The organism is Streptomyces sp. NBC_00510 (assembly GCA_036013505.1).
Lineage (GTDB): Bacteria > Actinomycetota > Actinomycetes > Streptomycetales > Streptomycetaceae > Actinacidiphila.
In genome coordinates this window covers 9,527,392-9,540,253 of sequence record CP107851.1, presented here as the reverse complement: position 1 = coordinate 9,540,253, position 12,862 = coordinate 9,527,392, and the positions used below count along the sequence as shown (strand labels likewise).

General features: G+C 73.5%; 11 protein-coding genes and 1 pseudogene. 8 read left to right on the top strand and 4 right to left on the bottom strand.

Features of this window, described 5'->3' with window-relative positions:
- Nucleotides 1–83: 83 nt before the first annotated feature.
- Nucleotides 84–314, top strand: a complete 231-nt coding sequence (locus tag OG937_43580; GenBank protein WUD78114.1) for a hypothetical protein — start codon at nt 84–86, stop codon at nt 312–314.
- A 58-nt stretch (nt 315–372) separates the two neighbouring features.
- On the opposite strand, the gene OG937_43575 is transcribed toward OG937_43580, so the two are convergent.
- Both OG937_43575 and OG937_43570 read right to left on the bottom strand, forming a co-directional pair.
- A complete protein-coding gene (locus tag OG937_43575) occupies nt 373–4,179 on the bottom strand; it encodes a carboxypeptidase regulatory-like domain-containing protein (GenBank protein WUD78113.1) in 3,807 nt (1,268 codons plus the stop codon).
- Between the two features lie 133 nt (nt 4,180–4,312).
- The gene (locus tag OG937_43570) at nt 4,313–4,864 is read right to left on the bottom strand and encodes an RNA polymerase sigma factor (GenBank protein ID WUD78112.1); all 552 of its coding nucleotides are present in this window, start codon (nt 4,862–4,864) and stop codon (nt 4,313–4,315) included.
- A gap of 45 nt (nt 4,865–4,909) precedes the next feature.
- Here OG937_43570 and OG937_43565 point away from each other — a divergent pair, with 45 nt between their 5' ends.
- Nucleotides 4,910–6,304, top strand: a complete 1,395-nt coding sequence (locus tag OG937_43565; protein ID WUD78111.1) for a serine/threonine protein kinase — start codon at nt 4,910–4,912, stop codon at nt 6,302–6,304.
- 113 nt (nt 6,305–6,417) lie between these two features.
- A complete protein-coding gene (locus tag OG937_43560) occupies nt 6,418–7,167 on the top strand; it encodes a DUF4232 domain-containing protein (protein WUD78110.1) in 750 nt (249 codons plus the stop codon).
- Between the two features lie 15 nt (nt 7,168–7,182).
- On the opposite strand, the gene OG937_43555 is transcribed toward OG937_43560, so the two are convergent.
- Nucleotides 7,183–7,890, bottom strand: a complete 708-nt coding sequence (locus OG937_43555; protein ID WUD78109.1) for a TMEM175 family protein — start codon at nt 7,888–7,890, stop codon at nt 7,183–7,185.
- Between the two features lie 159 nt (nt 7,891–8,049).
- Between OG937_43555 and OG937_43550 the strand changes: the two are divergent.
- The 3 genes and pseudogenes from OG937_43550 to OG937_43540 all read left to right on the top strand — a co-directional run bounded on the left by OG937_43550 (nt 8,050) and on the right by OG937_43540 (nt 10,411).
- A pseudogene (locus tag OG937_43550) lies at nt 8,050–8,482 on the top strand (VOC family protein).
- A gap of 80 nt (nt 8,483–8,562) precedes the next feature.
- Entirely contained in the window at nt 8,563–9,468 is a 906-nt protein-coding gene (locus OG937_43545; protein WUD78108.1) for a LysR family transcriptional regulator, read from the top strand.
- 73 nt (nt 9,469–9,541) lie between these two features.
- Nucleotides 9,542–10,411: an alpha/beta hydrolase gene (locus OG937_43540; GenBank protein ID WUD78107.1), complete on the top strand. Its 870-nt coding sequence runs from the start codon at nt 9,542–9,544 to the stop codon at nt 10,409–10,411.
- Between the two features lie 29 nt (nt 10,412–10,440).
- Here OG937_43540 and OG937_43535 read toward each other — a convergent pair whose 3' ends face one another.
- Nucleotides 10,441–11,049: an ABATE domain-containing protein gene (locus OG937_43535; GenBank protein WUD78106.1), complete on the bottom strand. Its 609-nt coding sequence runs from the start codon at nt 11,047–11,049 to the stop codon at nt 10,441–10,443.
- Between the two features lie 164 nt (nt 11,050–11,213).
- Here OG937_43535 and OG937_43530 point away from each other — a divergent pair, with 164 nt between their 5' ends.
- Nucleotides 11,214–12,074, top strand: coding sequence for a DUF427 domain-containing protein (locus tag OG937_43530; GenBank protein ID WUD78105.1), 861 nt, complete (start codon nt 11,214–11,216; stop codon nt 12,072–12,074).
- A 71-nt stretch (nt 12,075–12,145) separates the two neighbouring features.
- Nucleotides 12,146–12,862, top strand: coding sequence for an SDR family oxidoreductase (locus OG937_43525; protein WUD78104.1), 717 nt, complete (start codon nt 12,146–12,148; stop codon nt 12,860–12,862).

Sequence of the window (12,862 nt, the reverse complement as noted above, 5' to 3'; positions counted from 1 at the left end):
CGTCATGAAAGTGGCCACGGTGGCCGTGGCCGTCGTCACCATCGCCTGCGGGTGCTTCCTCCAGGTCTTCTGAGGACGGCACCGTGAGAGAGAGGACCGGCATGCCGAACACGCAGAAGGCCGTCAAGGTCGTCAAGGTCGTGAAGGTGGTCAAGGCCACGGACAACGGCGCGGTGACGCGCCACGCCCGCTTCGGCGCCCTGCCCGAACGCGTCCGGCCCGAGGAAACCACCGAGGTGGTGCCCATCGTGGAGCGGTACCCGTCGCAGGACCACTACGACCACGAGAAGTGGCTCACCTGCAGGTGGGTCTAACAGCAGACGCCGCGCCCCCGGCCGGACCACAGTCCGGCCGGGGGCGTGGCGATGTGGCCTACGGGGTGCGCCCCTTCGTGACGTGCAGGGACACCGGGACCGGCGCCAGCCAGTACGGTGTGTCGCTGCGCATCACCAGGGACGCCGTCCGGTCCGCCGGCCCGCGGATCCCGCGGGCGTCCGCCGTGACGGTGAACGTCGCCCGCTCGCCGGGCCGCAGGGTCAGACGGACCGGGCTCTCCGACAGCCAGCCCACGTCCGTCTCGGTCCCGTCCCAGCCCGGCAGTTCCTCCACGGTGGCCACCGGCACGGGGAAGCGGCTCTGGTCGCTGCCGCCCACCCGGTACATGCCGGGGGCGCCGCCGCCGCGGTACACGGCGGTCGTGGTGCGGGGCAACGCGGACCAGGTGCCGCTGCCGGGGTCGTAGGCGTAGCCCTCCGGGGTCAGGACCCTGTTGACGCCGACCCGCTTGAAGCCGCCGGACACCAGGAGCCGCCCGTCGGCGGCGGCGTAGGCGGCCGTCGCCAGGCCCACGGGCATGTCCGTGAGGGGCTGCCAGGCGTCGGAGCCCGGGTCGTAGACGTACGCCGCGGCCGTCTCCACGTACTCGTGGGTGCCGCCCGCGCAATAGAGCTTGCCGCTGATGGCGCCGCACGAGGCCCAGCTGATCGACTGCGGGTAGTCCGCGGCCCTGGCCCACCTGCCGGAGGCCGGGTCGAAGACGTACACGGTGCTCGCGCACTCGGTGTTGGTGCAGCCGCCGACGACGTACAGCCGCCCGTCGAGGACGGCTCCCGCCGCGCCGTAGTGGCCCTGGGGAACGGCCGGGCCCTTCACCCAGGTGTTCCGCGCCGTGTCGTACACCTGCAGGGTGCGGCTGACCGTCTCCTGCGGGCCCCAGCCGCCGACCGCGTAGAGACGGCCGTCGATGATCCCGTGGGCGGTGGCCTGCCGGGGTTCGGGCGCGGGGGCGCCGCGGGTCCAGGTGCCCGCCGACGGGTCGTGGACGTACAGGTCGGCGGTGGGGGTGGAGCCGTCGGAGCCGAGGGCGGAGTACAGCCTGCCGCGGTAGGTCTCCACCGCGTTGTCCATCACCGGGACGGGGAGGTCCGGCAGGGTACGCCAGGCGGTGGCCGGGGGCACGGAGCCCGGGCCGGTGCCGGTGCGTTCGCCGATGCGGAGCGTGGCGGGGGCGGTGCCGGTGTTGCGCACGGTCACCTTCCGGGCCGCCTTGCCGCCGGGTGCGGTGGTGGTGTCGATCCGGGTGGTGCCGACCGACAGCCGGCCCGCCGCGAGGGAGAAGGAGGCCTTGACGGCCCGGTCCGGCCGGACGGTCACGGTACGGGACGCCGTCCGGTAGGCGGGCTTGGCGGCGGTGACGGCGCGGCTGCCGCCACCGGGGACGAACAGCCGGTAGAGGCCGTCACCGGTGCGCGGGTCGCCGGTGGTGGCGGTGGTCGGCGCGGAGGGGCCGTGGGCACCGCCGCGCACCACCGCGCCGACAAGTCCCCGTCCGGTGTTGGCGTCGGTGACCGTGCCGGTGACCACTCCCCCGCGCACGGGGGTGAGGATCCGCCGGCTGACCGTCACGTCGTCGACGGCCCAGAGCATGCCGGGCCCGGTGAAGTGGAAGCGCAGCCGCACCGCGCGCTCGCCGGCGTAGGCGGTCAGCGGGACGTCGACGCGGCCGCTGCTCCACAGCTGGTCCTGGTGCCACACCGTCGTCCAGGTCCTGCCGCCGTCGTCGCTGACGTCGACGTCGCCGCTCTGTTCCGCGGAACCCTGGTAGTCGGTGGCGAAGGCCAGCGCGGGATCGCCCGTGCCGCTGAAGTCATAGGCAGGGCTGATCAGTTGGGTGTCCAGTGCGGTGTCCCAGCCGGCGTGGTCGTTGTCCGCGACGGCGAAGGCGCCTGAGCCGCCCGTGGTGTTGCCGCGGCCGCCCGGATCGTCGAACGCCCAGCCGTGGGCGGTGCCGGCGGCGTCGGCGACGCTCCAGCCCTCGGGTGCCCCGGCAGTGGAGTCGAAGGGCTGCGTGTCGAGGGTGCGCACCGTCAGGCGGTAGGCGGGGTTGCCGGTCGCCCAGGTGTCCGCGGGCAGCGCCAGGCGCAGGCCGCGGTCGGCGGAGCCCACCGTCACCTGCCGTACCAGGGACCGGTAGTGGGAGTCGTCGCTGACGACCCGGAGGGTGTAGGTGTGGTTCTCGGGGAGGTCGAGGCGGTACGCGCCGGTGGAGGCGTCGGACCAGACCGGGGCGCCCGGGACGCCGTCCACGGTGATCTTCGCGTGGAGCGGCCAGCCGTGCCCGGACCCGTCGGTGACGGTGCCCGAGACCCGGTGGGTCGGCAGTTTGCGCAGGACGACGTCCCGGGGCAGCGCCGCGCCGTCGGTGACGTCGACGTCCGCGGCCTGCCCGGGCGCATAGCCGTACGCCTCGACCCGGACGTCGTGCCGGCCGGCGGGCAGCGGCAAGCGGTAGCGGCCGCGGGCGTCGGTGGTGGCGCGGAAGATGCCCGCGGTCACCACCGCCGCGGGCACGGGCGCGCCGCTGCGCCGGTCGGTGACCGTGCCCGTCACGGTGCCGTGCGGCCCCATCCGGAAGGCCCCCGTGCCGTCGGGGGTGCCCAGGCCGGTGGGCCCGTCGTAACCGGGGCCCGCGGCACACAGGTATGCCGGGGAGCACCGGCCGTTGGCGCCGGAGGTGACGTCGTGCAGTCCGGCGCCGCCGGAGGCGTACGGGTAGGTGTTGGGGTAGGTTCCGGCGACCGGGGCGTCGGCGGTGGCGTAGACGCCGGCGATGATCGGCGCGGAGGCGCTGGTGCCGCCCGCCACGCCCCAGCCGCCGCCGCTGTAACTGTCGTAGACGGCGACACCGGTGGCCGGGTCGGCCACGGCGGATACGTCGGCGACCGTGCGCCCCGGGCAGCCGGTGTCCTTCTGGAAGGCGGGCTTGGGCTCGTAGCGGGAGCAACCGGACCCGGTTCCGGCCCCGTCGTGGCTCCACACCGACTCCGCCCAGCCGCGGGCGGTGCCGACGTCCCGCGTGAGGGTGGTGCCGCCGACCGCGGTCACGTGGGGGGACGCGGCCGGGTAGGCGACGCCGTAGCGGGAGTCCCCTGACGAGGCGACGACGGCGACACCGGGGTGGTCGTAGTGGACGTCGGCCGCGGACTCACCCGGGTCCTCGGGGAAGAACGCGTAGTTGGAGCCGTAGGAGTTGGAGACGTATCCCGCGCCGAGCGCCACGGCCTGGTCGACGGCGGCACCGAGGTCGTCGATACCGGCGGAGTCGGCCTCGACGAGCAGGATCCGGGCGTTCGGGGCGACGGCGGAGACCATGTCCAGGTCGAGGGAGATCTCCCCGGCCCAGCCGGGGTCGGGGTCCGGGTACTGGGTACCGCCGCGCTGGTCGACCTTGGTGAAGCAGCCGTCGGCGGTGGTGCAGGCGGGCAGCCCGTACTGCGCCCGGTAGAGGGCGAGGTCGGCCTCGGCGTTCGGGTTGTCGAAAGCGTCGACGACGGCGATGGTCCGGCCCGCCCCGCCGTCGGCGGGCAGGCCGTAGGCGCTGCGCAGGTCGGCGGGCCCGAAGCCCTCCGGGTCCTGCCCGGCCGCCCGCGCGCCCTTGCGCGCGGGGACGTCGGTGCGGCGCAGTCCGAAGCAGGTGAACTCGTGCGGCTTGGGCGTACCGCAGAGCGGCTCGACGTGGCCTCCCGGCGTCTGCGCGGACGTGGGCGGCGCCGTGGTCCGCCCGCCCTCTGCGGCCAGGGCCTGGGCGGGGACGCCGAGCGCGGCGAGGACGGCGGCGCTCAGCAGCCCGGCGCCGAGGGACAGCCGTCTGCGCCGGTGGGGCGGACGGCTCGGGAACATGGACAAATCGCAACTCCTGTCGGCATCCTCGGGCGGCGGCACACACCGCCCCCGGATGGGTGAGTTGCGCGAAGTCCGGCGGAAGTTCCGGGTCCGGCGGGGGAATTTCCCGCGAACCGCGGTCCCGGACGTCTCAGGCCGTGTCCACCAGCCACTGCCGGACCTGTCTGCGCGCCTTGTGCAGCCGCGACTTCACCGTCCCGAGCGGGATGCCGAGGCGCTCCTCGATCTCGCGGTACTCCATCTGGCAGATGTCGCGGTACACCAGCGGTGCGACCAGTTCTGGGCCGGTTGCCTCCAGCCGCTCGAGGGCCTCCAGCAGGTCGAGCCGGGTCCCGGCGACCACGCTGGTCCTGCGCGGGTCGGGCGTGTCGGCCTCGGCCGCGGAGAGGGGCTGCTCGGCGCGTCGCCGTTTGAGTTCGCGGTACTTCTGGCGCGAGCAGTTGGCGACGACCGTGTACAGCCAGGTGTGGAAGAGGCTGCGCCCCTCGAAGGAGCCGATGCTGCGGGCGACTTGGAACAGCACGTCCTGGGCGGCCTCCTCGGCGTCCTCGCGGTGGGGCAGGAAGCGCCCGCAGCGGCGCAGGACCTCGGGCCGGATCCGCGCGAGGAGCAGTTCCAGGGCCGCGGCGTCCCCGGCCGCCGCCCGCGCGGCGAGCTCCTCCGTCTCCTGGGCGGGCGTCACAGGGGTCCTCCTCGGTCCTTCTCGGGGTCGGTGCATGATAGGCACATGCCCCCACCTCAGCAGATCGGCCGCTACCGGCTGGTGCGACCTGTCGGTTCGGGGGCGTTCGCGATGGTGTGGCTGGCCCATGACGACTCGCTCGACGCGCCCGTCGCCGTCAAGGTGATGGCCGAGAACTGGGCCTACCGCCTGGACCTGCGCGAGCGCTTCCTCTCCGAGGCCCGGCTGCTGCGCAAGGCCGCGTCCAGCCGGCTCGTGCAGGTCTTCGACATCGGGGAACTGCCCGACGAGCGGCCGTACTTCGTGATGGAGTACGCCGACGGGGGCACCCTGGACGACCTCCTCGGCCAGGGACGGCCGGCCTTGGCCGAGGCGCTGCGGCTGACGGCGGAGGCCGCCCGCGGTGTCGCGGCGCTGCACGAGGCGGGCGTCGTACACCGCGACATCAAGCCTTCCAATGTGCTGATCACCGGGGCGCGGGAGGGTCAGGAGCGGGTGCTCGTGGCCGACCTCGGCCTGGCGAAGGCTCTCGCCCAGGCCTCCGGTCTGACGATGGCCGCCGGTTCGGCCGGTTACATGGCGCCCGAACAGGCCCGCCCGGACGGGGGCATCGACGTGCGCGCCGATGTGTACGGCCTGGGGGCCCTGCTGTACCACCTGGTCACGGGCTCGGTGCCCGGCCCCGCGGGCAAGGTCGTACGGCCCAGCCGAGTGCGCCCGGACGTCCCGGCGGCCGTGGAGCGGGCGGTGCTGCGCGCCCTGGAGCCGGACCGGCGCAAGCGCTGGCCCAGCGCGTCGCGCTTCGCCGACGAACTGGACGTGCTGGCCGCCCGGTCCGCCGGCCACCAGGAAGGCCGGCCGCGCCGGCGGCGTGGGCGGACCTTGGTGATCGCCCTGTGCGCCGCGGCGCTCGCGGCCGCCGGCACCGGCCTCGCCGCCTCGCGTTCCGGGGCGCCGCAGAAAGCGCCGCCGACGACGGTCAGCGACGCCACCGGCCGGATCCGGGTGGAGGTCCCCGCGGGCTGGGGCCGTGAACTCGTCCGCGGCGGCTGGAGCCCCGGGGTGCTGGGGCTTCCCGACGCCCATGAGCCGGCCCTCCTGGTCGCGGGGGACGTGAGGAGCTGGCAGGACCTGGGCTCCGGCGTCGACGGCGTGTTCGTCGGGCTGAGCGAGCGGGGCGACCTCACCGCGCGGGTGGGTGCCATCCGGCACGGCGGCTGCCGTTACCGGGGCAGCCGCGGCTACGGGACCGAAGGCTCGCCGGGATGGAGCGGGCGGGTCCGCCACTGGACCGGCTGCGGCGCGGAGGGCGGCTCGATCGACGAGATCAGCCTCACCCGGACGGGTGCCGCGCAGCCCCAGGTGTACGTGCAGATCCGGCAGGACGGCGGCCCCGACCTGACCGACGATGTCCTCGGCGGTCTGCGGATCACCGGGTGAGCCACGCCACGGATCGCCGAGAACTTCCGCCGCCCGCGGTGCATCTCACCAGGAGTACAGGATGCGGACCCGGCACAGGCACCAGGCGGCGCCCTGCCGAGGAGGACGGAGACATGCACGTGGCCCAGCACGAGACAAGGCCCATCGAGCGGCTCGACCGGAGCGCGACGCCGGCCGGCCGGCGCACCGGCCGCAGCGCAGTCGTCCCGCTGCTCGCGGGCGGGCTCGTCCTGGCGGCGGCCCTGACCGGCTGTGGGGGCGGCGGCGGGAACGGCACCGCGAGCGCCCCGCAGACCCTCCCCGGCTCGGCCGGTCCGGCGAGCGGGGATCCCGCGAGCAGTGGACCGCCGACCTCCACCACGCCCTCCGAGGACACCGCCGGCTCCGCCCCCGCGGCGCACCCGCCGTCCCCCACCGCCTCCACGCCGCCGCAGGCCGGCGGGCGCTGCCACACCTCGGACCTCAGCGCGTCGATCGGCCGCAACGACCCCGGCGCGGGCCAGGAGAACTTCCCGGTCGTCCTCACCAACCGCTCCGCTCGCACCTGCACGGTCTACGGCTTCCCGGGCGTGGCCTTCGTCAACGCCGCCGGGGAACAGGTGACCGTGGACCCGGAGCGCGCCACGGGTCAGCCGGCACGGCGGGTCTCGCTGGCGCCGGGGGCCAGTGCCTGGTCGGCGATGTCCTTCTCCAACCCGGCCATCACGGGCGTGACCACGGTGACCCCGGCGGCGGTGCTGGTCACCCCGCCGGACGAGACCGTCTCCCTGAAGGTGCCGTGGACCGGCGGCAAGGTCTCCAACACCGGCAAGGCGTCCGTGCCCCGTCTGGGGCCCTTCCAGCCGGGCAGCGGACCCGCGTGACGGGTGCGGCGCGGCTCATCGCCGCCGGGCGGCCCCGAAGAGCCGGCCGAGGGGGCCTTCGTGGAGGCCCTCGCTGGTGAGGGCGTGGTAGATGATCACCACGGCGATGCACACCAGCCCCACCACGGGGGCGATGAACCAGCCGCCGATGCCGCAGACCACGTACAGGACGAGGCCGGTCAGCGGCCGGGTCCGCTGCGAGCGGAGGTAGCCGGGCGACACACCGGGCTCGAGCAGTTCCGGATGGTCGCACAGATAGCCGAACACCCCCCACCACGGCGCCGACATGACGGCCGCGACCAGCGCGTACAGGACGACCGCGACGCGCTGGTCGTGACGGTCCCCCGCATCGCCGAACGCGTCACCGAGGACCGCGGTGGGGAACGGCACGATGACGGCGCTGAACAAGATGGCGAGGTTGATCCACAGCAGGCCGACGTCCATGCGGCGGATCAGACGGAAGAGCCCGTGGTGGTTGAGCCAGATGACGCCGACGTAGACGAACGAGACGAGGAACGCCACGTACGCCGGCCACTTGCCGGCGAGCCCCGGCACGAGTTCGCCGGGCCCGTGGTCCGGATCGTAGAGGTCGAGGACGAGCAGCGTGATCACGATGGCGAAGACGGCGTCACTGAAACCCTCGACCCGGCTGGTGTCCGCCAGGCGCATGCCGTCGTCGGCGGCCGGGCCTGACGGAACATCACGATCCGGTGGGTTTGCCATGGTGTGATCGTAGGCGCCGGGGTACGGAGGCGGCGGAGGCCGCGCAGCATGTTGGTCGTGGGGGCGCCGGCGCGGGATTCTCGCTTTCTTCGCTGGTCATTCGAGGTGCGCATGCCCCATCGGTGGCGATTCGCCACGGCGTTGATCAAAGATGGACTGATGGATTACAGCTTCGAGGTCGTCATCGTGCCGGTGAGTGACGTCGACCGGTCGTCGGTGTTCTACACGGAGCGCGCCGGCTTCACCCTCGACGTCGACTACGCGCCCGGCGACGGCTTCCGTGTCGTGCAGCTGACACCGCCGGGATCGGCGTGCTCCGTGCAGATCGGGGTCGGTCTCACCGATGCCGTCCCGGGGTCGCTGCGCAACCTCCACCTGGTCGTCGATGACGTCGAGCGGGCCCGCCGGGATCTCGCCGAGCGGGGCGTGACGGTCGGCGAGGTCCGGCACAAGTGGCCCTTCGACGGGTGAGGGCGGTTTCCGGCCCGGGCCGGACCCCGAGCGCCGTGACTACGCCAGTTTCGTCGACTTCGCCGACCCGGACGGCAACACCTGGGTGGTGCAGGAGCGCGGTTTCCACCGGGCGGCGTAAAGCCGGGGCGCACCGCCACGGAGAAATCCGGGCGATTTTCGGCTTATGGACGTTTCGAACAGTTCGGATAGATTTTAGACATGGCGACACTGCGGGCGCTGGAGTGCCTGGTGGCCCTGGTCGACGAGGGTTCGGTCACACGGGCCGCGGCCTCCCTGCACATGTCCCAGCCGGCGCTCTCCCACCAGATCGCGGCGCTGGAGCGGGAACTGGGCACATCCGTGGTCGAGCGGCTGGCCCGCGGTGTGCGGGTGACGGCGGCCGGCCGTGCCGCGGCCGAGGAGGCCCGGATCGCCCTGGCGGCCGCGACCCGGGCCGTCCGGATCGGACGGCAGGTCGGCGCGGGCAGCGGCGGGCGGCTGCGGATCGCCTGCGCGGAGACCATGACCGCGTGGCTCCTCGTACCGGTACTGCGCCGCTGGCGCTCGCACCGGCCCGAGGTCCGGCTGGAACTGGCGGAGTTCAGCAGCGCCGACCGCATGGTGGAGCACCTGATGAACGGGGCCACCGACCTGGTGGTGGGACCGGAACCCACCGCGACCACGGCGCACGCGGAGGTGCTGGGGCGGGAGGAGATGGTGGTGGTCACCTTCCCCGGCCACCCCTTCGCCGCGCGGGCATCGGTCGCGGTCAAGGAGCTCGCCGACGAGCCCTTCGTCCACTACGACCCGGACAACGGGATGGCGGTCTGGGTGGACCGGTTCGTCACCTCGCACCAGGTGACCCTGAGTCCCGTGCTGCGCACGCGCAGTCCGCGCACCGCCGCCCAGCTCGCGGGAGCGGGCATGGGGGTGAGCCTGGTGCCGGTGTCGGCCCTGGCCGGCCGTCCCGCGGCGGTGGTCCGGCGGCTGGAGCCCCGCGTCCACCGCGACATCGTGGCCCTCACGATGACGCCCTCGGACGCCCTGGTCCGGCGGTTCATCGCCGACCTGCGCAGCCGGGGGCTCCCGAACGTGGACACGGCCGCCGCGCTCCCGACCGCATAGCCCCGCCCGGCCCCGCCGCCGCCGGAGCCCGCCCCCACAACAGCAACCGATCACAGCGCCGAGGAGGTCAGAGATGACCCGCACCGTCCACTACCGCACCACCGAGGTCAACGGCCTGGAGGTCTTCCACCGGGAGGCCGGTGACCCCCGGGGCGCCCGTCCTGGTGCTGCTCCACGGGTTCCCGACGAGCTCGGCATGTTCCGGAACCTGATCCCCGCCCTCGCCGACCGCCACCGCGTGATCGCCCCCGACCACATCGGCTTCGGCCAGTCGGCCATGCCGGCGGCGACGGACTTCCCGTACACCTTCGACGCCCTCACCGAGGTGACCGCCGGGCTGCTCGAACAGCTCGGTGTGGACCGCTTCGCCGTGTACGTCCAGGACTACGGCGCCCCCATCGGATGGCGGCTGGCGCTGGCGGACCCGCGGCGGATCACCGCTGTCGTCAGCCAGAGCGGCAACGCGTACACGGAGGGGTTCGTCATGCCCTTCTGGGACGGGCTGTTCGCCTACGCCAAGGACCCGAACCCCGAGACGGAGGCGCCGGTGCGCGGCGCGCTGACCCTGGAGGTCACCCGCTGGCAGTACCTGAACGGGGTGGCCGACCCCAGCCTGGTCAGTCCCGACAACTGGGTCCACGACCAGGCGCTCCTGGACCGGCCGGGCAACGCCGAGATCCAGCTGAGCCTGTTCCGCGACTACCCGCGCAACGTCGACATGTACCCGGCGGTCCACCAGTACTTCAGGGACTCCCAGGTCCCGCTGCTGGCCGTGTGGGGCGAGCACGACGAGATCTTCGGGCCCGACGGTGCCCGCGCCTTCCGGCACGACCTGCCGGACGCCGAGGTGCACCTGGTGGAGTCCGGGCACTTCGCGCTGGAGAGCCATCTGGAGCCCATCACGGAGTACATCCGGGGCTTCCTGGACCGGGTCCCGGTCTGAGCGGCGGGTCGCCGCCCCGGGCCGGCAGCTCATCCGGCCGGGGTGCGGCCGGAACGGTTGCGTTCGTAGTGACGTGCGACGCGGGTCCGGTTGCCGCAGATGTTGCTCGCGCACCACTTGCGGCGCCTGTTCCCCGCCAGGAACAGCATCGAGCACTCCGGGTTGGCGCAGCGCCGCAGGAGCCGCAGCCGGTCCGGGCTGCCCAGCAGCGCCACGGCCTCGCCCGCGATCACGGCGAGGGCGGCGTTCCCGCCGTACTCGGTGTGCCGCCGGACGGTCTCCCGGAGTCCTTCGCCGGTGACGACGAGCCGGGGGCTGACGGGCGCGGAGGAGGCCGCGGCATTGATGTCCTCCACCGCGGCGGGATCCACCGGCCGGCCCTCCAGGTGCGCGTCGAACGCCTCCCGGACGGCCGCGCGGAGCCTGCGGGTCGCCACCGGATCGGGGGCGGGGCCCGGCGGGAGCCTCCTCGCCTGGATCTCCCACCAGGCAGCGGCCGCGGCAGGGGTCCCGATCAGGTCGGCGGCCGGCTCCCGGGCGGTCTTCACCGTGTCGGCGAGGTCCAATACGACCAGGGGCTCCCCGCCCATGGGGAAACCCGCGGCCTGCAGCTCCTCGATCCCCACACGAACGCCCACAGATGAAAGATATGCATTAGAGCACCGGGAATCCAGCGGATCCCGGACCGTCGAATTACGACGTGATCGCCCCCAAAAGACGAATCCTTGATCGCTTGTTCCGCGTCACTAACGGTTCTAGCGTCGAAGTATCCATTACGACCTCCGACGAGGAAGGAAGAGCCATGGGACTGTCCTGGCAGCAGGGACCGCTCTCCACCACCCGGATCGGACACTTCCTGGTGCCCGATCCGCTCCCCGAGCGCATGCTCTTCGCCGAGCGCCTGCGACGCCGCATGCGGGTCCGGTTCGCGGGCGAGTGGATCGCCGACAGCGAGGACGTGGTGCTGCTCCACGAGCCGGGCCGCTATCCGGTCGCGTACTTCCCGCGCTCCGATGTCCTGCCCGAGGCGCTGGTCGCCGGGGACCACGTCACGCGGCACAAGGACCTGGGGGACACCGCCTGGTTCGCGGTACGCGCCGGCGGGCGGACGGCCGAGCGCGCCGCCTGGGAACTGGTCGCGCTCCCGGAGCGCGCGGGCGACCTCAAGGGGCGGATCGCCTTCGCCTGGCGGGCGATGGACGCCTTCTACGAGGAGGACGACCGCATCCTCGGCCACGCCGCGGACGCGTACCACCGCATCGACATCCGCACCACCTCGCGCACGCTGGAGGTCCGCTCCGAAGGCCGTGTCGTGGCCCGGTCCGAGCATCCCGTGGTGCTGTACGAGTCGGGTTTCGCGCCCCGGTGGTACGTGCCGCGCGCGGACGTCGACGAGAGCGCGCTGACGCCCGCCGAGGACCGGACCTTCTGCCCGTACAAGGGGATCGCCGCCTACTACGACATCGGCGGTGCCCGGAAGGCGGCGTGGTCGTACCGCGACGCCTACCCCGAGGTCGGCCGCATCGACGACCTGGTCTCCTTCGAACCGGACAAGGTCGAGGTCACCCTCTACGGCAAGCGGCTGGAGCCTGAGCCGGGCCAGCAGGTGATCCCGCACGGCGTGGACCGCGGCCTGGACGCCGATGAGGCCCGCGGCCGCTAGGCACGGCGCCCGGCACGGTCGCCCGCACACCGGCGCACCCCCACACACGACGAGATCAAGGAGAGAGTCCCATGACGGCTTCCCTGCAGGACAGGACCGTCCTGGTGGTGGGCCGCGGCAGCGGCATCGCCCGGGCGGTCGCCGACGCGGCGCTCGCCGAGGGCGCGCACGTCGTCGCCGCCGGGCGGACACCGGGCGACCTCGAGGACGCCTACAAGGGCACGGACGTCACCGTACGGCGGGTCGACCTCACCGACGAGGGCACGATCGCCGCGCTCGCCGAGGACCTCGGCAGCGTCGACCACGTGGTCTCCACGGCGTCCGCCCGGGCCCGGGGGAAGGTGAGCGAACTGACCCCCGAGGCGATCATCCTGTCCTTCCACACCAAGGTGGTCGGGCCGATCATGCTGGCCAAGCACTTCGCCCCGCGCATGCCCGAGGACGGATCCTTCGTCCTGTTCTCGGGCGTCGCCGCCCTCGAACCCGACCCGGGCTTCCTCGGGGTCGCCGCCACCAACGGCTCGGTCAACACCGTCACCCGGTCGCTGGCCGTCGAGCTCGCCCCGATCCGCGTCAACGCCGTGTCCCCCGGCACCATCGACACCGGCGCCTGGGACGGACTCGGCGACGAGGGGAAGTCCGAGCTCTTCGCCCGCCTGTCCGGCAGCAACCCCGCCCGCCGGATCGGCACGCCGCAGGACGTCGCCCAGGCCGTGGTGTTCGCGATGACCAACACCTTCATGACCGGGGTCTCCCTCGCGGTCGACGGCGGCCAGCCGCTGGTGTGA